Origin of the sequence: Vibrio splendidus, assembly GCF_024347615.1 — a bacterium.
Taxonomy (GTDB): domain Bacteria; phylum Pseudomonadota; class Gammaproteobacteria; order Enterobacterales; family Vibrionaceae; genus Vibrio; species Vibrio splendidus.
Genome location: NZ_AP025509.1, coordinates 1,700,695 through 1,726,374, shown reverse-complemented (window position 1 = coordinate 1,726,374; position 25,680 = coordinate 1,700,695). Strand labels below are relative to the sequence as shown.

Annotated in this window: 16 protein-coding genes; 3 read left to right on the top strand and 13 right to left on the bottom strand. The window is 46.8% G+C overall.

The window, feature by feature from the left end; translation table 11 throughout:
- Window positions 1-41 precede the first annotated feature (41 nt).
- The 11 genes from OCU90_RS24790 to OCU90_RS24740 all read right to left on the bottom strand — a co-directional run bounded on the left by OCU90_RS24790 (window position 42) and on the right by OCU90_RS24740 (window position 16,675).
- A complete protein-coding gene (locus OCU90_RS24790) occupies window positions 42-2,456 on the bottom strand; it encodes a GH36-type glycosyl hydrolase domain-containing protein (RefSeq protein ID WP_061021264.1) in 2,415 nt (804 codons plus the stop codon).
- 170 nt (window positions 2,457-2,626) lie between these two features.
- Window positions 2,627-3,718 carry an ABC transporter ATP-binding protein gene (locus OCU90_RS24785; RefSeq protein WP_009846155.1) on the bottom strand — a complete coding sequence of 364 codons (1,092 nt, stop codon included), beginning with the start codon at window positions 3,716-3,718 and terminating at the stop codon, window positions 2,627-2,629.
- Window positions 3,718-5,067 carry a GH1 family beta-glucosidase gene (locus tag OCU90_RS24780; RefSeq protein WP_061021262.1) on the bottom strand — a complete coding sequence of 450 codons (1,350 nt, stop codon included), beginning with the start codon at window positions 5,065-5,067 and terminating at the stop codon, window positions 3,718-3,720. The genes OCU90_RS24785 and OCU90_RS24780 overlap by 1 nt, the downstream gene beginning before the upstream one ends.
- 17 nt (window positions 5,068-5,084) lie before the next feature.
- Window positions 5,085-5,933, bottom strand: a complete 849-nt coding sequence (locus tag OCU90_RS24775) for a carbohydrate ABC transporter permease (protein WP_017077012.1) — start codon at window positions 5,931-5,933, stop codon at window positions 5,085-5,087.
- A 46-nt stretch (window positions 5,934-5,979) separates the two neighbouring features.
- A complete protein-coding gene (locus OCU90_RS24770) occupies window positions 5,980-6,966 on the bottom strand; it encodes a carbohydrate ABC transporter permease (RefSeq protein ID WP_009846152.1) in 987 nt (328 codons plus the stop codon).
- 66 nt (window positions 6,967-7,032) lie between these two features.
- The gene (locus OCU90_RS24765; protein ID WP_012601181.1) at window positions 7,033-8,280 is read right to left on the bottom strand and encodes an ABC transporter substrate-binding protein; all 1,248 of its coding nucleotides are present in this window, start codon (window positions 8,278-8,280) and stop codon (window positions 7,033-7,035) included.
- Window positions 8,281-8,298: 18 nt separating this feature from the next.
- Entirely contained in the window at window positions 8,299-9,306 is a 1,008-nt protein-coding gene (locus tag OCU90_RS24760) for a LacI family DNA-binding transcriptional regulator (protein ID WP_009846150.1), read from the bottom strand.
- 446 nt (window positions 9,307-9,752) lie between these two features.
- On the bottom strand, window positions 9,753-11,771 hold the full coding sequence (locus tag OCU90_RS24755) for a methyl-accepting chemotaxis protein (RefSeq protein ID WP_061021261.1): 2,019 nt from the start codon (window positions 11,769-11,771) through the stop codon (window positions 9,753-9,755).
- A gap of 200 nt (window positions 11,772-11,971) precedes the next feature.
- Window positions 11,972-13,312: a carbohydrate porin gene (locus tag OCU90_RS24750; protein ID WP_017094242.1), complete on the bottom strand. Its 1,341-nt coding sequence runs from the start codon at window positions 13,310-13,312 to the stop codon at window positions 11,972-11,974.
- Window positions 13,313-13,685: 373 nt separating this feature from the next.
- Window positions 13,686-15,746 carry a prolyl oligopeptidase family serine peptidase gene (locus tag OCU90_RS24745; RefSeq protein ID WP_061021257.1) on the bottom strand — a complete coding sequence of 687 codons (2,061 nt, stop codon included), beginning with the start codon at window positions 15,744-15,746 and terminating at the stop codon, window positions 13,686-13,688.
- 11 nt (window positions 15,747-15,757) lie between these two features.
- Window positions 15,758-16,675 carry a LysR family transcriptional regulator gene (locus tag OCU90_RS24740; protein ID WP_017081288.1) on the bottom strand — a complete coding sequence of 306 codons (918 nt, stop codon included), beginning with the start codon at window positions 16,673-16,675 and terminating at the stop codon, window positions 15,758-15,760.
- Between the two features lie 247 nt (window positions 16,676-16,922).
- On the opposite strand from OCU90_RS24740, the gene OCU90_RS24735 reads away from it, so the two are divergent.
- From OCU90_RS24735 to OCU90_RS24725, 3 genes are all read left to right on the top strand, one after another.
- Window positions 16,923-18,629, top strand: coding sequence for an L-lactate permease (locus tag OCU90_RS24735; RefSeq protein ID WP_017085042.1), 1,707 nt, complete (start codon window positions 16,923-16,925; stop codon window positions 18,627-18,629).
- Between the two features lie 328 nt (window positions 18,630-18,957).
- Window positions 18,958-20,097, top strand: coding sequence for an FMN-dependent L-lactate dehydrogenase LldD (gene lldD / locus OCU90_RS24730; protein WP_010432610.1), 1,140 nt, complete (start codon window positions 18,958-18,960; stop codon window positions 20,095-20,097).
- Between the two features lie 443 nt (window positions 20,098-20,540).
- Entirely contained in the window at window positions 20,541-23,396 is a 2,856-nt protein-coding gene (locus OCU90_RS24725; protein WP_061021254.1) for an FAD-binding and (Fe-S)-binding domain-containing protein, read from the top strand.
- Between the two features lie 140 nt (window positions 23,397-23,536).
- Here OCU90_RS24725 and OCU90_RS24720 read toward each other — a convergent pair whose 3' ends face one another.
- Both OCU90_RS24720 and OCU90_RS24715 read right to left on the bottom strand, forming a co-directional pair.
- Window positions 23,537-23,779, bottom strand: a complete 243-nt coding sequence (locus tag OCU90_RS24720; protein ID WP_061021252.1) for a hypothetical protein — start codon at window positions 23,777-23,779, stop codon at window positions 23,537-23,539.
- 160 nt (window positions 23,780-23,939) lie between these two features.
- A complete protein-coding gene (locus OCU90_RS24715; protein WP_061021250.1) occupies window positions 23,940-25,676 on the bottom strand; it encodes an ABC transporter permease subunit in 1,737 nt (578 codons plus the stop codon).
- Between the last annotated feature and the right edge of the window lie 4 nt (window positions 25,677-25,680).

Here is a 25,680-nt window from a genome sequence, read left to right as displayed (position 1 = left end):
TAAAGAAGCAATAAAGGGCGCATAAAGCGCCCTTCTCTTTGTTAACCTAAAATCACCTCGATGGTGTGCTCACCAGAGGTAAACACTGGCGCTTTATTACCTGAAATTAGGTCACCGTTGACCTTCATCTCAACCACGCCCTTACACACGTTATTCGGGTTAGTGACATGAATATGATAAGTCGCACCACGGAACTGACGACGGACTTTAAATTCAGGCCAATCCGCCGGAATACATGGGTCCACCAGCAAGCCATCCACTTCAGGGCGAACACCCAGAATCCACTGCGTACCCGCCACGTAAGTCCAAGATGAAGTACCAGAAAGCCACGCATTGCGTCCTAAACCGAACTGTTTGTGCTCGTCACCCAGAATGTTTTGTGGGTAGCAGTAAGGTTCAGATTCAAAGGTATCGATGTCATCATTTTTGGAAGCTGGGTTGATTTGACGGTAGTACTCGTAAGCACGCTCACCGTTGCCCATTTTCGCTTCTGCGATCATCACCCATGGGTTTGAATGCAAAAAGATACCGCCGTTCTCTTTCGCACCTGGTGGGTAAGTCGATACGCCACCTAGCTGAGGATCAAAGCCGTTGTAACCCGGAGTTGAAAGCTTGATGCCATTGGTAGTGTTCAGTTTGTTGTAAACCGAATCTAGCGCTTGCGTTGCACGTTCTTGAGTCGCGAAACCAGAGATTACAGGCCAGCTTTGACCGTTGGTGTAGATCTGCCCTTGTTCATTTTTATGAGAACCGATCGGCAAGCCCTGCTCATCAAAGTAACGAACAAACCATTCGCCATCCCAGCCGCATTCATTGACTGTGCTCTGCATCTGTTGGTACTGATCTTTAAACTTAGCCGTCAGTTGCGCTTCACCACGCAGCTCACACAAGTCCAACATGTCGAGCAGTGCTTTGCCGTACATGTTCGCCACCATCATCGATTCAGCACCCGTTGGCAGGTTCACCGTGTCATTCCAGTCAGCAAAACCCAGTAGCGGTAGACCGTGTTCACCAGTATTGCAGTAAGTAAATTCAATCGTACGGCACAGGTGATTCCACACGGTTCCCGTTTCGACTGGGTTGCCCGCTTTGTCTTTTTGATAGAACGGAATATCTTTATTCAAGAAGTCTGCATTGCCGGTTTCTTTCACATATTGCGTCACCGCGTAGATGATCCACAGGTGATCATCGCCGTAATAATCAGGGCGATCTTCCTCTTCACGTGAGTCACCCGCGTTCGCTTCCATCGTTGATGGGAAGAACTGGTGCATCGCAGAACCGTTGGTGTTTTGCACAGATAACAGACGCTCAATGAACTCACGCGCCTCTTCCGGCATGTGAGTAATTACGCCTAAAGTATCTTGCGAAGAATCACGGAAACCGATGCCACGAGCCCCATAACCAAGCTGGTACAGAGACAGGTAACGAGACCAGTTTTTGGTTGTGTGACACTGACGTGGGTTATGTACGTTAAGCATTGAGTTCATTGCCGGATCTGGCGTTTCAACCTGAACCGCTTGTAGGTAACCATCCCAATGTTCAGCCAGTTCAGCGAAAGCAGAATCGACCACTTGATGGTCACGATATTTAGCCAGCAGAGGAAGTGCAGCTTCTAGGCTCTGTTCTTGCGCAATTTGTACAATCGTACGTTCTGTCTGCTCTGGAGATAACCAACCTAGGCGCAGGTTAAGTGCACCAATGTTGTCGCCACGCAAACACTCAGTATTGCCTAATTCATCATTGTTTAGTGCTTCTGGTGCTGCCCATGTGCCGTAGCCCAAATTCCCTAGGAACGATTGGCGATCACCATCAAAAGACGTCGCAGGGCGATCCGCTGTCATCAGGTTCACCGCGTAGTCACGCTTCATGAAAGCATACTGCTCAAGCACGGTATAACCCGACTCTTGCTGGTGTGCTTTTAGCGTCATGGTTTGTGGAACCCAGTCCGCATTGAGTAGCTGTTTAAGCGCATCGAAGTGTGTGAATTCGTAAACAGGCACCACATCAACGTGTAGCGCTTTGTCTGAAATGTTGGTCACTTTGATGTCTTGTAGCAGTACTTGGTCAGCTTTTGGTACAAAGAACGTCGCTTCACAACGCACACCAAAGGCTTCTGCAATAATGGTGGTGTATGACAAACCGGTGTGGTTTTCGAACTTATCTAACGGCTTCAAGGTTGGCGTGTAGAAAGGTGAGAACACCTCTACGTTGCCCGCTTCGTCACGTACCTTGAGGTACATGGTCGAGCCTTTGAAATCTGAGTTTGGCAATTGAGCAATGTACTTAGTGATGCGGTTGAGTGCAGGATCGCCCTTACACAACAGCACACCACCGTTGCTATCAACAATGCCACCGAAATCTAATGTGCCGACATAGTTACACCATTTGATCGGTGTGCACGGCGTGGTTGCTACGTATTCTTTGTTTTTATCGTCAAAATATCCGAATTTCATCATCACTATCCCTAGCCCCTCCCAAATCAGGAGGAGCCAAAACAATTTGTCGTAAGTTGGTTGGTGTCAGCTCAATGACTGACTTAGCCACTTTAATTAGCCGTTTGAGTCAGGCTTCTTTCAGTCGCCCTTGCAAATCAACTGGCTGTTGCAAATTAACTAGCTCTTGCAAATCAGCTCGCTAGCGAGTTCTCACTCAATGCATCGAACAAGTGGAAAGCATCCAAATCCAAGTAAAGCGTCAGATCTTTTACATCCACTTCAGCTGCTTGGGTTTCAACCATCAGCGGTTGACCGCCAATTTCTGTTTTCAGAAGAATGCTTGCGCCCAGTAGTTCCTTGTCTTTGATTTTCACAGGGAATGGCAGCACGCGGTCGTGGTCAACTTGCTCGGCACGTAGGTGGATGTCTGTTGGACGAACACCAAAATGCAGCGCTAGGTTCTTAGATGCCAGAGACTTAAAGCGTTCAGGCAGTGGGATATGAACATCACCGATTTCAACGAAGTACTCGCCTTCTTTTTCAATCAGTTTTGCTTCCAACATGTTCATTGATGGGTTACCAATGAATTGCGCGACGAACTTGTTTGCAGGACGCTGGAACACCTCGGTTGGTGTACCAACTTGAGCAACATAACCGTCTTTTAGGATCACGATGCGATCCGCCAGTGTCATCGCTTCGATCTGATCATGTGTTACGTAGATCGTTGTGGTTTTTAGTTCACGGTGTAGGTGTTTGATCTCTTCACGCATTACGCCACGAAGTTTTGCATCTAGGTTAGATAACGGCTCATCAAACAAGAAGACCTTAGGTGTACGAACCATTGCGCGGCCCATTGCTACACGCTGACGCTGACCACCAGAAAGCTCTTTTGGCTTACGGTTCAGTAGCGGATCAAGCTCTAGCATTTTCGCCGCTTTTAGCACTTCTACGTCGATTTCTGCTTTTGGCATGCCCTTCAGTTTAAGAGCAAATGCGATGTTCTCGTATACCGTCATGTGCGGATACAGTGCGTAGCTTTGGAATACCATCGCTAAATCACGGTCTTTCGCGTCGACTTTATTCATCAGCTTGCCGCCAACTACAATGTCACCAGAACTGATGCTTTCAAGGCCAGCTAGCATGCGTAGCGTTGTCGATTTACCACAGCCAGATGGGCCAAGGAAAACCACGAACTCACCGTCTTCAACCGTAAAATCAAACTCTTTGACGACTTCAACATCACCGAATGATTTTTTGATGTTCTTAAATTCTACTTTAGCCATTATCTGTTCTCCTCAGCGCGCTCTAGAAGCATATTTCTGTACGCAATTGCGCTCTGTTTCAATGTTCTTTCTTGGGTGGTGTAGTCAACATGGACAATGCCAAAACGCTGGCAGTAACCGAATGCCCACTCAAAGTTATCCATCAGGCTCCAAGCGAAGTAGCCATCAACTTTCACGCCCGCTTCAACGGCGTTGTGAACCGCTTCGATATGACCTTGGAAATAACGAACTCGTTGCTCGTCCATCACTTGTCCATTTACTCGTTCATCGTTGCCCGCTGCACCATTTTCTGTGATGTAGATAGGTGGCATATTTTCGTAACGAGCATCCAGTCTTACCAATAAGTCGGTTAGACCTTGTGGGTTGATCTCCCAGCCAATGTAAGTGTGTTCAGCATCGGTTTGTTTCACCGATTCAATGTCGCCGTTCTCATTAAAGCGAGCGACATTGCGTGTGTAGTAGTTGATACCGATGTAATCAACAGGAGCACTGATGATGTCTAAGTCACCTTCAAGGATCATAGGCATGTTCATCGCTTGGCGTTCAACCACCAGCTGTGGGTACTCGCCTTTTAATACTGGGTCGATGAACCAGTGGTAATTCTCGGCTTCGCAGTAATCTGCTGCCGCTTGGTCTTGTGGCGTCAGCGGGTAAGCTGGCGTCGCGTTGAATACCACACCATGCTTAGCGTGAGGTGCATTCTTGCGAAGGATCGGCATTGCCAAACCATGTGCCAGCATTAGGTGGTGAGATGCTAGGTAGCCCTCTTTTTCGCCCTTGATGCCTGGCGCATGTTCGCCCCAGCGGTAGCCTAGGAATGCAGACACAAACGGTTCATTCAGCGTGGTGTACACATCGATGTTGTCACCAAAGTATTTGCTCACCACTTCTGCGTATTCTGCGAATTTGTAAGACGTTTCGCGGTTTAACCAGCCACCCTTATCTTCAAGATATTGCGGTAGATCCCAGTGGTACAAAGTCACATACACTTTCATGCCGCGAGCATGACACTCGTCGATGATCTGACCGTAAAACTCTAGGCCTTGCTGGTTCACGACACCGTCTTGTGGCAGGATGCGCGGCCATGCAATAGAGAGACGGTAAGCATCAACGCCTAAGCCTTGAATCATCTCGATATCTTGTTTCCATAAGTGGTAGTGGTCACACGCCACATCACCATTGTCGCCGTTATCGACCTTACCCGGCGTCTTACAGAAAGTGTCCCAGATAGACGGTGTACGACCGCCCTCTTCAACGCCGCCTTCAATTTGGTATGAAGATGTCGCGACACCGAATACAAATTCCTTACTGCGTAACTTTGAATCACTTGGAAGTTGATATTTATTCATTGTTATAACCCTTAAACCTAACCTTTGACTGCGCCGGACGTTAAACCACTGATCATCTGTTTCGATGCGAACAAGTAAGTAATCACGAGTGGTAAAATAGAAATTGTGGTGCCTAGCATTACCGCGCCCCATGGCGTATTCGGAATGCCTTGAACGCTTCGTAACGCCTGTGTAATCACGTAATTATCTGGGTTGTTAAGCACCACGAGAGGCTGCATAAACATGTTCCAGAAGAAAACGAACTGAACGATAGCCAGTGTTGCTAAGGCAGGCTTCATCAGTGGCAATACCACACTCCAGTACGTTCTGAACTCACCAGCACCATCCAATTTCGCCGCTTCAAGTAGCTCTTTTGGAATCGATGCAATCACGTGCTGACGCATCAAAAAGATACCAAATGGTGTCGTAGTGAACGGTAGCCATACCGCCATGTGGTTATCCAACAAGCCTAAGAATTTCACGATCATGAAGTAAGGGATCAAGCTAAGCACCGGCGGAATCGCCATTGAGCCAACCAGCATGCCAAACAACACGTTCTTACCGCGGAACTTAAACACAGCAAACGCGTAGCCACCCATGCTACAAAACAGCAGCGAGATGGTGGTGCCTAAGAAAGCCACATAAATCGAGTTAAACATCGCTTTCCAAAACGGCATGATTTCAAGCAATTTGGCGTAGTTAATCGCCAGGCTATCGCCAATCGCAAAGCTAATGCCCGTGCCAAAAATTTCAGAACGGTCACGCGTTGATAGCAGTGCCGACCATACAAATGGAAAGACTGTAATCAGCGCTGAAACAACCAGTAAGATGCCTAACATGACCATCAAGATCTTAGTCAGAATGTACATGCTGCGTTCGCTTGGCATCAGTCCACTTAGTGGTGAGGTATTTGTCTTAATTGATGTCGACATCTTAATGTTCCCCTAAGCCTTTCTTACCGAAGAGTAAAAATTGAACCAATGTACAAGTCGCGATGAGTGCAAACAGTAACCACGAGATAGCAGATGCTGTGCCCATTTCTAGCCATTCCCAACCCACTTTGTAGAGGTACATCGAGATAGTTAAACCAGATTGGCCAGTACCACCTGTACCACGTGTTAGTACGAACGGTTCTTCAAACATTTGCAGGTTACCGATGATGGTCATCGTGATAGCAAAGAAGATGAATGGACGAATCATTGGTAGTGAAATGTTCCAGAAGCGGCGGAAGGCATTGGCACCATCCATACGTGCAGCTTCTAAGATGTCTTTAGGAATCGTCATTAAACCTGTGGTGTAAAGGACGATGTTAAAACCGGTGTATTTCCAGAAAACCATGATTGCGATAGACGGCTTCACCATAGTGGCATCGTCTAACCAACGGATGGGTTGGAAATCGTTAACCCAAGCGAATGCCCAACCAAACAGCGTGCTATCGGCTAGTGCCATTAGCGTTTGGTTAATAATTCCTGAGTTAGGAGAGTACATATTGAAGAAAATCAGTGACGCTGCGACCGTTGATGTAATGAACGGTAGAAAGTACGCCGATGTTAGCCAGTGACGCATACGGTCACCCATTGAAACCAACATGTAAGCTACTGGAATAGCGACTAAGTGCTGAGCCACGCCTGAAGTGATCGCTAGCCAAAGCGTGTTCTTCAATGAACGCCATAGCCATGGGTCCGTTAAAGCAATGTGATAGTTCTCAAAACCAACGAACTCCATCGCATCCATGCCTCTTACCGGGTTCCACTCGTGGAACGACAGGTAAACAGAGAACAACAGCGGGAAGATCCCAAATACAGAAAAAATGATCAGAAACGGCAGAAGAAATCCATACGGTGTAAGCGCTTTCAAATTTAGACGAGAAAAAAGGCTTTTGTCCGCAGGTTCTATCGTTGTGCTCGCTGTATGATTCATAGTAACGACCTCTTAAAAAGGAAGCGCGTTATCCACGCTTCCTCACTTACTTAAAGTAAAAACAAATTAAAGATTACGCGTGCGACGCTTGATTAGACGCTCTGCCTCTTTAAGCGCAGTCTTGATGTCTTTGCCTTCATCAAGTACTTCCATCAATGCGTTCTCTAAGATAATAGAACGTGCAACGTGGTCGCCTTGTGCTGGAGATACTGGTTTGATGTTCTGTGCTACTTCAGCAAACAGTAGACGCGCTTTTTGCCCACCTAGGAATTCCATCTCTTCTTGGAAAAGCTCATCGTCATACGTGGTGATGTTCGCAGGGAAGGCAGCAATCGTTTCGAAGTGTTTAAGCTGTACTTCACGATCCGTCGTCATGTATTCAATAAGCGCCCAAGCTTCATCTGGGTTTTCTGATTGAGTTGGAATAGAAAGGAATGAACCACCCCAGCTGCCGTAGATGCCATCAGGTAGGTTTTCTACTGCCCACTTACCTTTGGTTTCAGGAGCAATCCAGTTGTTTAGGTGACCAAGAAGCCAAGCGCCAGAAAGTTGAGTTGCAAATGTGCCGTTGCGGAAGCCTTCGTACCATTCGTTAGACCAAGCCAGAATGCGGCCGTCTAAGCCTTTGTCGCGAATCTCTTTTGCTACTTCAAAAGCGTGAACAAAACGCTCTGATGTCACCACTGGGTTGCCATCTTTATCGAAGTACAGACCTTCACCTTCAGGAACGGTCGTGAAGATAATCGCTTGTGCCACGTCGGCTGCCGAAGCGATAAGTTGTACGTTTTGCTCTTTCAGTTTTTCACCAGCAGCGATGTATGAATCCCAATCTTTGATTGCTTCTTCTACATCAATGCCCGCTTTTTCGAATACGTCGGTGCGGTAGTACATAACACCAGGACCTAGGTCGACAGGGATACCATACATATCGCCGTCAGCGCCTTTGCCTTGTGCCCATGCGTAAGGTGCGAATCGTTCTTCGTATTTATCTGCACCGTAGTTTTCAGACAGGTTAACTAGGCCGCCAGAGCCAACAAATGGACCAATTTTCTCAACGTCGACAACAATCACATCACCGGCACCAGAACCCGTTGCAAGGTTCGTTGTGAGTTTCGTGTGGTGGTCACCGTGGTTGTTCATAAGGTAATCAACTTTGATACCCGTTTCCTTTTCGAAATCAGGCAGTAATACCTTCAGGCTGCTATCGAAATCAGGGAAACCGTCGAAACGAATTTCTTTGTCTGCTGCATTTGCAGCTGTTGTACCTAATCCTAAAGCAACCGCGCATGAAAGCGCTAAGGTCTTAAATTTCATGTTCTATCCTTAATATTTTTATAGGGTAACTGGTAAATCCGATACCGAGTTTCTAGTGACCAACGTCGGCAGCAATTTAAAGTTCACGTCATGTTTTATTTTTTTTAGCTTCTGTAGAGTGAGCTGTACTGCTTCAACGCTCATCTCTTCAATAGGGAAATTAATGGTGGTCAAACTAGGGGTCAGATAGCGCGCGAAGATGGTGTTATCGAAGCCCACCAGTGATACATCTTTCGGAACAGACAGTCCCTCTTGATGCAACACCTCGAAGGCGCCAAATGCCATGTGGTCATTCGAAGCAAATACTGCTGTGAAATGACACTTACGATTAATCAGCTTCTTCATAGCACTGATGCCCGTCTCTTCAGTAAAGCCCGCTTCCGAGACTAAGGCTTCATCGTATGGCACACCCGCTTCTTCCAAGGCCTTTCGATACCCCTGCAAACGCCCCCTAGCATCTGCTTTATCTAAAGGCCCGGTAATACACGCGATATCTGTATGTCCCTTTTGCAAAAGATATTGAGTAGCGAGTAGCCCCCCGACTTCGTTATCAATATCAATGCAACTCATCGCCATTTCTGGGATGAAGCGGTTAATTAAAACCACAGGGGTCCCCTGTTCTTCCAATTCAATTAAATAATCATCACTGAGCAGTTGAGTATGAAGAATCAAAGCATCAACACGACGCCCCAACAGAAACTCCACCGACTCACGTTGCCCTTGCTCAGTATTCGAACCCGCTGTAACCACAGCGTGGTAACCAAAGCGGCGTAGGTTTTCTTCTATGCAATGCAAAATGCCTGAATAGAAAGAACCGCCAAGTTCTGGAACAACAACACCCACACTACCAGTACGACTTGAAGCCAAGGCTTGAGCGATAGAGTTCGGGCGATAACCCAATTCTTTGATCGCTTTTTCAACCTTTAATTTCTTGTCATGACTGACTCTGCTAGTGCCATTAATAACCCTAGACACTGTCGCCTGAGACACACCTGCATGTTCTGATACGTGTTTAATTGTTGCCACTCGAACCTCGATACTTCATTAGCTTGTAACCGCTTACAAAACGATTATTAAGAAATTACGTTTTAGTTGAAGTGAGTGTCATCACACTAAAGTTGGAGGTAAAAAGGCCAGTTGTGGAAATCATGAAAGCGCTTACAGATTAACTTCACGCCATGAAACTGTTTCATGGGATTATTGTTCATATTATCAAGATGGCGCTCGGTTACTTGTTCGTCAGGTCAAACAAGTCCGCCTAAATCCATTTTTTTTAAACGTCATTTGATGATGAATCCGCAGCTGACGGCAATATACACGGGGGAAGTGACCTTGTTATTTCAATGGCCTTTCGAAATTGTATGAGAACATTTCACGGTGATTTTTAGCTCAAAGCCTTTTCATCAAAAAACCAGATACGAAAACGCCCAGCGGAAGGCTGGGCGTGAAAACATGGAAGAAATTAACTGGCTCTAATCTTTGTGATTAGATGATTCCGCTAACTTAAACTCTTGAGTTAATGAGAATTGCTGTTGCGACATAGTTTCAAGCTGTTGACCGTGGGAAAAAAGCACTTGGGAACGTTGCGAGTTATCTTCAGCCAAGGTGTGTATCTGGCTGATATTTTGAGTGACTTGAGAGGCAACGACTTGATGCTCTGTCGTCGCGGTCGCAATTTGATGGCTTCGTTGCTCTACTTCGTTGAGAAGATCAGACACCGTCGATATCGAGTGATTCACTTCGCCCGTTTGCTCAACACATTGAACCATCCCCACCACACATTGATTGATTTGTTCCACCGCCAATTTGGAACTGGTTTGCAGCTGTTCAATCTTATTGTGTATCTCTTGCGTTGACGCATTGGTTTTGGCCGCTAACACGCGAACTTCATCAGCCACCACAGAGAAACCGCGCCCTTGTTCTCCAGCTCGCGCCGCTTCTATGGCCGCATTCAACGCCAGTAGATTGGTTTGCTCAGAGATCCCAGATATCACATCCAGAATGGACCCAATACTGGCGCTTTCGCTTTCAAGCTGACCAATGGTCGCCGTTGATTCCGCCAGCTTATTTTCTAAGCTGCCCATCAATTCGACGCTTTTATCCATGGTCTTCTGCCCATCACTGGAACTGGATACCGCGTCGGTCACTAGCGTTAGCGTTTGGTTGGCCGCCTGAGTGATTTCCGTCACTGAGCACTCAATTTGCTCCATCGCTGTCGCTACCATCACCGTTTGATTGGTTTGTTCTTGCATCGCTTCATTCAAAGAACGACTGGTGCTTTGGTTCTCAAGGGAAGCTTCCTTTAAACGTATTGAGGAGTGGCGCATGTTGTCAATCATTTGGGTCAGGTGACTGATCACCAAATTGACTTTATCGCTCACCAAACCAAATTCATTATTGGCTTGATAACGAACTATCACGCTCAAGTCTTTTTTGGCGACTTGGTCTAGTGCACTTTGCAGTAATTTACTTGGCTTGCGAATCCCTTTAGCGATGTTCAGCCCGATTAGCAGCGCAATAAAAACCGACCCAATAGCAATGATGGCCTGCATCAACAGTGCTTGATGAGAGAAGTCCATCGACTCGTGATATAAACGTTTAGCCGTATCTTCCGCGTACATAGAAAGCTCATCAAAATGGCTTAACTGCACATCAATGAGCTGTTCGATCTCCACTCTTTGCTGAGCAATGCTCTCATGTAGCTTCACGGTTTCCATATGCGTTGACACAGATCCTTGCGCTGAAAATACATGTGAAGCGAGCAGTGATAAAGACTGTTTACTGCGGCGTAACAAAGATGAGTCCAGATTATCCAAGTCTGATACAGCTTGTTCGAATCGCTCTTTACGACTTTGTAGACGACGCTCAACACCACGAACCTCCGATGACGTTTGCAGAGAGAAAGCTTCATTCGCTTCTGCGGCAATCAAACTCAACTGAACCAACAAGGCTTCTACCGCTTTTTGCGTGTTACCCGAACTCGTACTCGCCAATTGATTAACCAAGGTGTTATTGAGTTGTCCTACCACAGATTGAAATTGTTCCTGATCCATCGAACCGAGATCTTTACTATCCAAATAAGAGACGTATAAGTTCAAGGACTGTTCTATCTTATTGATGGTGGCAACGCCCGTTTCTTCAATATTTTGGAGTATGGGTTCAAGTGGTGAGCCCGATTCAGCCTTGCCATCAAACCAATTTAACTGCTGCTGATATTGCGCGATGTTACTCACGACGGTTTGTTTCAGCGGTTCGAGCTCATCAATGTAGTTGGCGGATAAATAGGGAGTAGTGCTGCGATTAATGTCCAAGAAACGAATGGTGAGCGTGGAGGATTGGAGCATTAAAGGGGTGGCTTGTTGAGTGATGGTTTCGATGTGTGAGGTTATGTTCTTGTTACTGCTAATACTCAACCATGCGCTACCCAGCATGATTACTATCAGCGTGAAGAAACCTAAATAGACTCGAGACACAATGGAAGAAAGTCTCATCGTTATTCCTTGATCTAGTGGCGAAAAAAAAGGGCACAAAAATGTGCCCAAGAATGGAGTTAATTGAAACGTGCCCTAATCAATCTGCCTTTAGGGCTAAAATGGACAGTATTACGTGCTCTTAACAAGCATAGATATTTGAAAGCATGGCTCCTTGAAAATATGCCAAATTCAAAGAGCAGCGCTTTCTATACCTGTGATTACCACCAAGCTTCAAACATTGCGCCGAACGACAATGTATCAACATTGGTTGTCTTCACTGTGTTGCCTTTCGTTTCTACATCACCCACAGTTGTGTAGAAGCGAAGCATTGGACGGCTCCAAGGTAAGCCACCTAGAGAAACGTTTTGAGACAGAGTGACTTTCCACGCATTCTCTTCACCGTCGTCATCGTAATCAACCATGCCGTAGCCAGCTTCTAACCATGTAGAGTGAACATCATCCCATTGGTACTGTGGACGAACGATACCAGCGTATTCAGTATTCTCACGATCTAAGTCTGAGCCAGAATTGTCTTTGTAAGACACTAAGTAATCAATGATGAACTGTTCAGATGCAGCGTAGCTACCCTCAACACTTGCATACAAAGTCTGGTAATCACCTTTAAGGTCATATACCGATGAATCGGCACCGTCACCGTACTTAACAACCAACTTGTTAGACTCACCCAAGCCTAATGTTGCACCTACTAGGTAGGCCGTTTCATCACTGACTTTTTGTCCTTGAGTCACGACAGGCTGCATTGAATCTGTCACTGGATCGTATACGTACTCAGTCGTCGTAGACGTATCCGCTTCGCTCGATGCAAAACCGTAGTTCGCGTAAAAATCCAGATTACCAATACCTGCGTCAATACTGTGTAGCTTCGCGGTTACAGCGTATCGACCATTATCATTGACGAGGCCGCCTTTCACTTGGCCTACAAAGCCCATATCCAGCTTCGCGCCGCCGAAATCTAGGTTGTTAAAGCCAGCGCCTTGACCATCGTGTGTCATCCAGAAGTAATCATTCAAACCTTGTTGCGGACGTTGGTGGAAGTCGCGACCAGCCCACATGTAAAGTTCTGGTTGGCTTTCAAATACGTTAGTTACACCAGCGTACATTTTTTTCATGCTCAAGCCACCGTCGTCAGCCCAAGCGTCTGCTTCCCAGTGGTCAGCCATGAATACGATGTCCCAAATCGCACCATTGTCAGCTTGGAAAAGCTTAGCTAGCTGAACCTCACCACCATTAGCTTCGTTACCCAAACGACCGACAGAACGACCTGTTGTACCGATGTCTACGTAACGCTCATCACCGCTCTTGTAGTGAGCGCCGTAACGAGCATAACCAGAGAAGACGATGCCTTCTGGCACCTTAGTTTCTGCAGTTAGGACAGCAGGCTGTTGATCGTTGACATAATCAATATCCACAACCTTAGATTCTAACTCTTGGATTCGTTTTTCTAATGCTTCGATATTAGTATCAGCAGCAAAAGAAGAGAGTGAAGCAAGCGATGCCGCCACTGCGACCGTTATTGGCAAAAGCTTAAATTTTTGCATTGTATTTCCCTATTATTTTTTTGAGTTTTCATCGAACAGGGAAATATTAAGCAATGAAAGAGTTGAAAAGTTGGTCGCTGTTCACACTGATAAATCAGCTTAAATGCCATGAAACTTTTAGAAAATTCACGGAGAAAACTACTGCATTGAGATCAATAAGTTATGAACAAAAATACGTGAAATATCAGCTTGAAATCGCTTTCATTTCATCAGTAATGGTGGCGGCTATCACGGAAAACAGAGTGTGAAAGTGAAGGAAATACGATGCAGCTTTGATTGGTTTTCATATATATGAAAAGCCTCAAAATCTAAGGCAGATTTTGAGGCTTTTTGGTCTGAGTAAAATACCCAGTTATCTAAAATCAAGTATTCGCTAAAATGAATCTAGGGACTCAATTCCCATATTGAACAGGGTAAATGCGTAGATATCAGCAGTGAGATCGATCGCTTTACTCAGCGGCATTCCAGCACCATGGCCCGCATTAACATCGATACGAATCATCACGGGGGCACCGCCTTCATGCTTATCTTGCAGCTCTGCAATGAATTTATAAGAGTGAGCAGGTACCACGCGATCATCGTGATCAGCTGTAGTAACCAATGTCGCAGGGTAATCCGTGCCGCGCACCACATTATGAACCGGAGAATAGCCAAGCAGATATTCGAACATCTCTCTGTTCTGCGCTGATGTACCGTAGTCGTACGCCCAGCCTTCACCAGACGTGAATGTGTGGTAACGCAACATGTCCAACACCCCAACCGCAGGTAAAGCCACTTGGAACAGCTCAGGCCTTTGTGTCATGCAAGCGCCTACCAACAAACCGCCGTTAGAACCGCCGCGAATCGCTAACTTATCACTGCAGGTGTAGTTTTCTTCAATTAAGAACTCCGCAGCAGCAATGAAGTCATCAAATACATTCTGTTTTTGTTGTTGTGTACCCGCTTTGTGCCACGCCTTACCGTATTCGCCACCACCACGTAAGTTCGGCACTGCATACACACCACCCAGTTCCAGCCAACTGCCAACCGTGCCCGAGAAAGAAGGCGTTAGGCTAACGTTAAAGCCACCATAGGCGTACAACATGGTTGGATTATTGCCATCTAACACTAATCCCTTCTTATAAGAGATAAGCATCGGAACCTTGGTGCCATCTTTCGAGGTATAGAAGACTTGTTTAGACTCAAATTGATCCGACTCAAACGGAGACTCAGAGCGTTGGTAGATTTCAGAATTGCCAGATTCGACATCGAAAGAGAAAATCGTTGGCGACGTTACATAGTTGGTAAAGGTGTAATGAAGCTGGGTTTGCTCTTTTTTACCACCCAAACCACTAGCAGTTCCTAGCCCGGGTAAATGAATTTCACGAACTAGGTTACCTTGGTAATCCAGCTGCTCAATCTTAGACACCACATCGACCATGTAATGAGCAAACAAGTAACCACCGCCAGTGCTGATATCTAACGGCTGTGGCTTTTCAGGAATGATATCGAGCCACTGTTGACTGCGAGTATCAAAGCTCACGACCTTGCCATTAGGCGCATCGAGATTGGTGTATAAAATAAAGACTTCATCTTGGTTATCGATGAGGTACGTATCGCTATCCACATGATCAATCAGCGTGTTCAGCGATTGTTCTGGTGAATTTAAATCGATATAGAACAGCCTGTTACCCGATGTCGACTCTCGCCCTAGAATGATCAAGTAACGGTCGTCTTCGGTGGTATAGCCTGATACATAGCGGTGCTGCTCAGCGTTGTTCTCACCAAAAACCACTTTGTCGCTAGCTTGCTCTGTACCCAACTCATGGAAGTAAAGTTTGTGCTGTTCGGTACGTGCAGAAAGCTGGCTACCGTCAGGCTTGTCGTAGCTAGAGTAATAAAAGCCACGATTACCCAACCAAGAGATGCCAGTAAATTTCGCGTCAGTGATTTCGGCTTCGAGCTGTTGTTTGGTCTCGGTATCGATAACAAAAATCTTGCGCCAGTCGCTACCACCCTCTGAAATACTGTACGCCACTAGGCTGTAATCTTTAGAAAACGACACCGAACCCAGTGATGTAGTGCCATCTTCCGAGAAGGTATTCGGATCTAGGAAAATTTCTTCTTGTTGCCCTTCTTTCTGACGATAGAGAATACTGTGATTCTGCAAGCCATCGTTCTTGTAGAAGTAGGTGTAATCTCCTCGTACAAACGGCTGCGAGCTCTTTTTGTAGTCTTGCGCTTTTGCTAATCGCTCTCGCAGTTCTGCGCGATACGGAATTTGAGCAAGGTAACTGAACGTGACTTCATTTTGGCTCGCCACCCACTGCGCGGTTTCGTCGCTTCTGTCGTCTTCTAACCAGCGATAAGGGTCTTCAACTATGTGATCAAAATAGTCATCGCTGACGATCTGTTTGTTGGTGACTGGATATTGATACTCTTTTAAATAGCTCATCGTGATCCTTATTAAAAATAATGTGAAATCGTCAGGTAACGTGTTCTGATGTGTTCAATCAATAACTTAATCTTGTTCGGTGGCTGGCGCGTAAAGGGGTACACCGCATAAATACCGAGCTTCTTGCCGACTAAATCAGGGAAGATGTCCACCAGCTGACCATTGCGAATATCGTGATACACCAGACAACGTGGCACGTACGCAACACCATGACCGCCCAACGCCGCCTTTCTTAATGCCGTCGCGTTATCGGTAGAAAAAGATCCAGAGACGCGCACTATGTATTTATCATTATCAGTAAAGCCATCTTTACTATGCAGAAATTGCCACTCACTGGCACCCGTTGTTTGATAAGCGTATTGCAGACAATTGTGCTCAACCAAATCCTTGGGCTGCATCGGCTTACCATTCTTGGCGATATAAGACGGCGAGGCACATACCACCCATTGTGAATCCAATATATGACGGGCAATTAAGCTGGAGTCTTCCAAGTAACCGGTTCGAATCACTAAGTCGAGGCCATCATCAACCAGATCCACAAAGCGATTGTTAAGAGACATATCGACCGTTAAACCTGGGTGCATATTACAAAACTCGGCAACAGCGTCTGCCAGAATCAAATCTCCGGAGATAGTAGGCACTGACATTTTGATATGACCACTAACATTTTCACCAAAGCCTGAAACTGCGTCCATAGCCTCTTGAGCCGCCTGCTTCACATTTTTGGCTCCGTGTAACATTGCCTTACCCGCCTCGGTAAGCGTCAATTTACGCGTGGTTCGATATAATAGCTGCACGCCAATCTCTTCTTCCAAACGCGCAATTCTCTTGCTAACTACCGAATTTGTAAGGTTATTTTGCTCTGCCACCTTACTAAAACTGCCCAGTTCTACTACCTGTGAAAACAGGATCAAATCGTCTGCTCGCATTTGATTATGCCAATTTTGGAATTAATTATTTTCATTATTTCCCTATATCAATAAAAAATAAAGGGGTAAATTCACGCCAAATTAACAAAACAATTACAAAAACAGCTTTTGCAATCACATCGGTTACAAATAAAGCGACTCTAATTACAACAATTGAATCCTCGAGATTCAGATTACACCTACAAAACTAATGACGTGTTATTCACTTCAAACATGAACGTTTGAAAACAAGTACGAGGAAGTACCCATGAGTGAAACTCTACTAGCATTATTGGCCTTTTCGCCAATAGTTGTTGCAGCGATTCTGCTGGTTGGCCTTAACTGGCCTGCAAAAAAAGCGATGCCAGTGGCATTTGCATTAACCGTTGCTATCGCCCTATTCGCATGGGATATGTCTAGCACTCGCGTGCTGGCTTCAGTATTCCAAGGCTTCGGCATTACCGTGTCGGTTCTCTGGATTGTGTTTGGCGCCATCTTCTTATTAAACACTTTGAAACACACCGGAGCCATCACCACCATCCGTAACGGCTTTACTGACATATCAGCAGACCGTCGTGTGCAAGCGATCATCATCGCTTGGTGTTTTGGTTCATTCATTGAAGGTGCATCCGGCTTCGGCACACCCGCAGCAATCGCCGCTCCCTTACTCGTTGCAATCGGCTTCCCAGCATTAGCTGCGGTACTGATGGGCATGATGATTCAATCTACGCCGGTATCGTTCGGCGCGGTTGGTACACCTATCATTGTTGGCGTAAACAAAGGTTTGGATACGCACAACATTGGTGAAAGCCTGATTGCCAATGGTTCAACATGGGATGCTTACCTACAACAGATCACATCAAGTGTTGCGATCATCCACGCCTGCGTTGGTGTGATGATTCCTGTATTGATGGCGATGATGCTGACTCGCTTCTTCGGTAAGAACAAAAGCTGGACTGAAGGTCTTGATATCCTGCCGTTCGCACTGTTCGCAGGTGCCGCTTTCACCATTCCTTACGCACTAACAGGTGTTTTCCTAGGTGCTGAGTTCCCATCACTGATTGGTGGTTTGGTTGGCCTTGCGATTGTTGTAACAGCAGCAAAACGCGGCTTCCTAGTACCTAAATCAAAATGGGACTTTGAAAGCGAAGACAAGTGGCCAGCAGAATGGCTAGGTTCTTTGAAGATCGATCTTGATGACACTCATTCAAACAGTAAGCAAGGTCATAAGAAAATGAGCATGGCGATGGCATGGGCACCTTACGTGCTGCTCGCTGTCACTCTCGTTGCTAGCCGTGTGAGCCCTGAGTTCAAAGGCCTACTTAAGAGCGTTAGCCTTTCTTTCAGCAACATCCTTGGCGAGACCGGTGTAAGCACAGCGATTCAACCTCTGTATTTACCTGGCGGTATCTTGGTCTTCGTCGCACTAGTCGCGGTTCTAATGCAATCACGCAGCGCAACACCACTGGCTAAAGCTTTTGGTGAGTCGAGCAAGACTCTAATAGGCGCTGGCTTTGTGTTGGTGTTCACCATCCCAATGGTTCGTATCTTCATTAACTCAGGTGTGAACGGCGCTGATTTAGCAAGTATGCCAGTAACCACTGCCAACTTTGCAGCTGACCTAGTCGGCGGCGCATTCCCAGCATTAAGTGCCACGGTGGGTGCGTTAGGTGCCTTCATTGCAGGTTCAAACACCGTTTCAAACATGATGTTCAGCCAGTTCCAATTCGAAGTAGCACAAACTCTGTCTATCTCTAGTGCTGTGGTTGTTGCTCTGCAAGCCGTTGGTGCTGCAGCAGGTAACATGATTGCGATTCACAACGTGGTAGCCGCATCGGCGACCGTAGGCTTATTAGGACGCGAAGGCGCAACACTACGTAAGACTATCATCCCAACGTTCTACTACTTGGTGATGACAGGAATCATCGGCCTAGTGGTTATCTACGGCTTCAAAATGACAGACGCACTTATGTAAACCATAAGTCGTTACAAAAGCACTTGGCGTTAATACTCAATTCCCCGACTGTAACACCGTCTAATAAGACAGTTGATGAGTTTCGGAACGGATACTAAAACACATCAACACCCCGGGTATTAACGCCATTTTATTGCTTAACTGTTTCACTGTTTATTTGCTTCACAGGTTAATTGCTTCATAGATTAATTGCTTCACAGGTTATTTTATTTATCGATGAGTTGCTTCACCGATTAAGAAACAACAAACACTTACTTTTCAAGAATTAAAGCAGCCCAAGCCAAGCTCTCATAGAAGGGCAACATCCCAAGAATTTAGGACTGAAATTATGATCATATCCGCATCGACTGATTACCGCGCCGCAGCAAAAGCAAAATTGCCACCGTTTCTTTTTCACTACATTGACGGCGGTTCTTACGGAGAACATACCCTACGCCGCAACACGGCCGATCTTGCAGAGATCGCACTCAAGCAGCGTGTACTTAATGACATGTCGGACCTAAATTTGGAAACCGAATTGTTTGGCGAAAAACTGGCGATGCCGATTGCCTTAGCTCCGGTTGGACTAACAGGCATGTACGCACGACGTGGCGAAGTACAAGCGGCTAAAGCGGCTGACAACAAGGGCATCCCTTTTACCATGTCGACCGTATCGGTATGCCCGATCGAAGAAGTGGCACCTAAGATTGAGCGCCCAATGTGGTTCCAACTTTACGTGCTAAAAGATCGTGGCTTCATGAAGAACGTATTGGAACGTGCCAAAGCGGCAGGCGTAACAACACTGGTCTTCACGGTTGATATGCCTGTACCTGGCGCTCGCTACCGTGACATGCACTCAGGAATGAGTGGTCCAAATGCAGCAATACGTCGTGTATTCCAATCTATGCGTCATCCTAGTTGGGCCGTTGATGTTGGCCTACTTGGTAAACCGCACGACCTTGGCAACATTTCGACTTATCGCGGTTCTCCAACCAAACTGGAAGACTACATCGGTTGGTTAGGTGATAACTTCGACCCATCAATTTCATGGAAAGACCTAGAGTGGATCCGTGATTTCTGGGATGGCCCAATGGTTATCAAAGGCATTCTTGATGAAGAAGATGCAAAAGACGCCGTGAGATTTGGCGCAGACGGTATCGTAGTTTCAAACCACGGCGGTCGTCAGCTTGATGGTGTTCTATCAAGTGCTAAAGCACTGCCTGCGATTGCAGATGCGGTAAAAGGCGACACCAAGATTCTGGTCGACTCTGGCATTCGTACTGGCTTAGATGTAGTTCGCATGATGGCGATGGGCGCAGACTGCACCTTGCTTGGCCGCTCTTTCGTTTACGCGTTAGCAGCGCAAGGACAAGCAGGTGTTGAGAACCTGCTCGACCTATATGACAAAGAAATGCGCGTTGCAATGACATTAACAGGCGCTAAGACAATCAAAGACTTAACTCGCGAATCTTTGGTAGGGCTAGATTAAACCTCAACGATTTAGGTTCGGATTCGGACTAATGCTTTGGTCTACTTAGACTGAAGTTCAATCGGTGTCACAGCAATTCCACTGCCGTTGTGACACCGTTTAAGCACTGGAAAATAAAATAAAAAACTAGGGCGTGTTGATCTTTCGAGCTGATTTTTGCAGCGAGTTGCTGGGTATTTATACAAGGCAGAGGCGTCGATGTGTAGCTAGCCTACATGAGAAGCCGATAACGTAGTAGAAATGGCCAGCAAACGCTGCCCGAAGGGTTCGAGCTGGGCGCCCCCGCAAAAAGCGTTTTACTCTTTGTTGAGGGGGATTTGCTTAGAGTGACTAGGCTACTTCCCCCTCGCCGCGATTAAAACGCTTTTATCTCGAACAAAATTTAACCACGAAAGGTCAACACGCCCTGAACAGTGCCAAATAAGAAGCACAAGGAAGCAAAGATGGAGACAACCACATCCCATGAGCGAGTAATAGACGCACAAGCTTATCAGCAGCTTGAAGCGATACTGGCTCAAAAAATAGAAACGGAACGCATTGTCACTCAAGAGGCAAAGCGCTTGGCTTACGGCACCGATGCGAGTTTTTATCGCTTGGTGCCGAAAATGGTTCTAAGGCTCAAGAACTTAGACGAAGTGATATTCACCATTCAAAGTTGCCGTGAACTCGGTATTCATTTTACCTTTCGCGCCGCGGGCACCAGCCTGTCAGGACAAGCGGTTTCAGACTCGGTACTCATCACACTGACCGATGACTGGCGTGGCCACGAAATTATCGATAACGGCAATCAGATCATCCTACAACCAGGGGTAATTGGCGCTGATGCTAATAAATACCTTGCCCCTTTCCAACGTAAAATCGGCCCAGATCCAGCTTCAATCAATACCTGTAAAATCGGTGGTATCGCCGCGAACAACGCCAGCGGCATGTGTTGTGGTACTGCGCAAAACTCTTATCGCACCGTTGAGAGCATGAAAATCGTATTGAGTGATGGTTCCCTGCTTGATACCGCAGATAACGCCAGCGTTGAAGCATTCAAGCTATCACATAAAGATCTGTTTGAAGGCATTGTCGAATTACATCAACAGACAGCGTCAAACCAAGAACTCGCAGACAGAATCCGCCACAAGTACCGCCTAAAAAACACCACTGGCTACGCTTTGAATGCCTTGGTTGATTACCACGACCCAATCGAGATCATCAAACATCTGATGATTGGCTCAGAAGGCACACTAGGCTTCATCGCCGAAATCACCTACAACACGGTTATCGAACATCCGAACAAAGCCTCTGCTCTGTTGGTGTTTGCCGACATCGAACAAGCCAGTAAAGCCGTTACTACGCTATCAAAAACGCCGGTTGCTGCGGTTGAATTGATGGATGGCAGAGCACTACGTTCTGTCGCAGACAAACCAGGTATGCCTGCATTCATGCCGAACTTGGATTTAGAAGCCGCAGCGATTTTGGTTGAATCACACGCCAGCTCCCAGCCGGACTTAGATTTACAATGTAAATCAATTTTGGACGCATTGACTGAATACACGATTGTTGAATCGGTGCCTTTCACTTCCGATCCAAAGACAGTCGCAACTCTGTGGGGCATCCGAAAAGGCATGTTCCCTGCCGTTGGAGCCGTTCGTGAAGTTGGCACAACCGTTATCATCGAAGACGTTGCTTTTCCTGTCGAAAACCTCGCTAACGGTATTCGAGAGCTACAAGAGCTGTTCGACAAATACGACTACAGCGAAGCGATCATTTTTGGTCACGCCCTCGAAGGCAACCTGCACTTTGTATTTACTCAAGGCTTCGACAGTCAAACAGAAATCGATCGCTACGGCGGTTTCATGGACGATGTTGCCGAGCTGGTTGCGGTGAAATACCAAGGTTCTCTAAAAGCAGAGCATGGTACTGGTCGTAACATGGCGCCTTATGTAGAATTGGAATGGGGCAAAGACGGCTATGCCTTGATGCAACAGATCAAAGCGCTGTTTGATCCAGAAAGGCTGCTCAACCCCGGCGTTATCATCAACGACAACCCGAATTCACACATCACCAATTTGAAGCCAATGCCTGCTGCCGATGACCTTGTCGACCGCTGTATTGAATGTGGCTTCTGTGAGCCTGTTTGTCCGTCTCGTACGCTCACTCTATCACCACGCCAACGTATTGTTTTATATCGCGAGCTACAACGCCGCCGTGCCGCAGGTGAAGAGATAGAAGCAAGTGAGCTAGAGAAAACCTTCGAATACCAAGGTATCGATACCTGCGCCGCAACTGGCCTGTGTGCCGAGCGTTGCCCAGTGGGAATCAACACCGGCGATTTGATCAAGAAGCTTCGTATTGCCAAATACGAGAAATTTACACCAATCGCCAAATGGACAGCTGATCATTTCTCGACCACCACAAAACTCACCAAGGCTAGCCTCAAAACCAACCAAGTGGCGAGCAAAGTATTAGGCGCAACTACAGTCGGCAAGCTAACCAATGGCTTGCGCTCAATAACTAAAGGCGCGACACCCGTTTGGATGCCTGAGATGCCGCAATCCAATAGCCACTCGCTAGTCTCATCACCAGTGACGGCAGAATCCTCAAGCAATCATAAGAAGGTGGTTTACCTCCCTTCCTGTGCCAGTCGCACCATGGGACAGCAAAGCGATGCGGGCGACCAACGTCCTCTAACTGAAGTGACCATGTCTTTGCTTAACAAAGCAGGATTTGAGGTAATTCTTCCGAAGAAGCTCGATGACCAATGTTGTGGCATGCCTTACGACAGTAAAGGGATGACCGATTTAGCCCAATCTAAAGCTCAACAGCTCGAAGAAGTGTTGTGGCAGGCCAGTCGTCAGGGTGAATACCCAGTATTAATGGATACCAGCCCTTGTGCTAAACGCAGTATTGAACAGTTCACCAAACCGTTAGAGGTATTAGAGCCGACAGGGTTTGTGAACCAATACTTGCTTGAGCACCTGACACTTGAGCCGCTGCAAGAAACCGTGATGCTGCATGTAACTTGTAGCTCTCGTCGAATGGGTTTGGAAGGCGCGATGTTGAGCCTTGCTAAAGCCTGTACCGAAGAGGTGATTGTTCCTGAGCATATTCAATGTTGTGGTTGGGCGGGTGATAAAGGTTTTACCACGCCAGAGCTGAATGAAGCGGCGGTACACCCACTCAAAGAACAAGTGCCAAGCAACTGTACTCGTGGATTCAGCAACAGCCGAACCTGTGAGATCGGTTTGTCACATCACAGTGGCATTCCGTATCAGTCAATCTTGTACTTGGTGGACGAAGTGGCGCAGTAGCACCATTCACGATGCAAAAGGTATTAGCTTTAACCTAAAACGAAAATGGCAGCCGAATCAGGCTGCCATTTCTTTATTCGTTTGTTCGAAAGATGCTACTTAACTGGATGCTGATAAGCTAACCGTTATTAAACTAGATATTACAAAGCTAAGCGCATCAACTCTTCGGGCGAGTAGTGTTCTGCTTCTGTACCTTTGGCGATTAAGTCGATCACTTGAAATTCGCTCATGTCACCAAACTCTTTGGTTAAGTAATCACGAAACGCTTTCTCGTTCGGCCACTTACCTCGCACGATATAGCCCTCTTCTTTATCGAAATCTTCCGTTTCAAAGAAGGAAAAGTCGGTCATACCAATATTGTGGCAATACAAAACGAGATACATGTTGAATCCTTAACGCTGAACACTTAACTAAGCTAAAAACCGTTCGACAACCGATCCGAAAGCCAATTCAAAAAAACAGGCTCAAGGTTACAACATAAAAAGCAAATCGAACACTCAATCGAATAGCACATCGAAAACTTAAGCAGCCTGCACTTTTTCGTTAATCATCAAACATCATGTTGATGGCCGCACCTAACAGAATCAGCCCAACGATTGGCCCCATGACAGCCAATGGCGCGCGCTCGATGTAGGGCAAGTTTTCTGCAATCATCAAACCCCATTCCGGTGCAGGCGGTTTCGCACCTAAACCGATGAAGCTCAGTGAGGTCAGGCTCAATGTAATTACTGGCAGCCTCAACATCGCGTGCCTTAGCAAAGGTGGCAATACATAAGGAAGCAAGTAGAAACGGAAGATTCGAAGCTTGCTGGTGCCCCACAATGGCGCGAGATGCGTATAAGGTTGAGCCTTTGCTTCCACGATCAAGCTTGAACAGTGAGCTGCTAATGGTGCCCAAGATACCAATACAATCGCGATTAATGCGCTGTTCGGATTCATCCCCGTTAAGCCAGCAACCAACAGGCCAGCAATGATGTAAGGGATACCCTTAGTTATCTCGATAAGACCTTGGCTAAAGCGAGTATTGAAGCCCATTATGATGCCCGTCACCAAGCTCAAGAACGTTGCTAAGATGCCCGCTTGGAAGGTCGAGACCATGCCCGAGCCGATTCTCGCCAGTAAGTCTCGGCCAATGCCATCCGCACCCAAAGGCGCTTGCCAACTAGGGTCCGCTAAGCGAGCAAACTGACTGGTGTATGGGTCACGAAATGCCGCCCAAATTACAATTGCACTCAGGAATGAAAATATTGAAAAAGCAACAGCACGCTTGGTACGGCTCTGTGTAAAGCGAAACGAAGAGTGGCTGCTAATGAGCTTACCGCTTTTCAGACTGTGACCCAGAATCAGCTGTTGAACAAACAAGCTCATGCTGCTCACGGCAATTGAAAATAGCAGCAATACCAATAGGCCGCCTTGCAACATTGGTAAATCTTGCGCCTTAGCAGCGCCTAGAATCATGCGCCCGATACCCGGAATCGAGAAGATAAGCTCAACCGCGACCGCGCCACCAGTCAAACCAATCACGATCATCGCGATTTGTGGGATCAGGCTGCTCAGCGCTCTTTTCAGCGCAAAGCGAATAATTTGGTTAGAGTGAACGTTGGCACTGAGCCAAGTAATCACCCAAGGCTCATTTAAAACGCGTTGTAAACTGTCTCTGAGTAGGCGACTAAATAGGCCACTGGCGGGCAGTGCGAGCGCTAAACTCGGTAGCCAGATATCTTGCCAACTTTGCCAACCATACGGCGGCAGCCAACCTAACCAGATAGAGAACACCAGTATTAATACCGAGGCCACCACGTACTCTGGCAAGGATATTAATACGGTGCTTAAACTGCTGTAACTCTGCCCCAGTTTGCCCCTCTTCCAGCTACGCAAGGTGGCAAGCAAGCCTGCACCGCACAGCACGAAAGTCATCACAAGTGCACTCGACATCAGAAACAGAGACGTCGACGCTGTCTTTTGAATGCCTAATGCAACCGAAGAGCCATCAATCCATGACTTACCTAGGTCGCCTGAAAAAGCACTTCCTACCCAGTCGATCAGGCGCTCACTTGCCGAACGGTCAAGCTGAAGATCAGCGCGTACCGCTGCTAAAGCTTCAGGCGTAAGCAGGTGTTGTTGCCCCGCCCTCGCACGCAGAATGGATTGGCTTGGGTCGATGCCTGCAATGTCAGGCATCAAGCCAACAAGAATCACCACCACAATCAGTGAGGCGATTCTTGATAACCAAGGCGTCAAGAGAAATAAGGTTCGACGCAGAGTCTCAGCAGATAGCATCTAT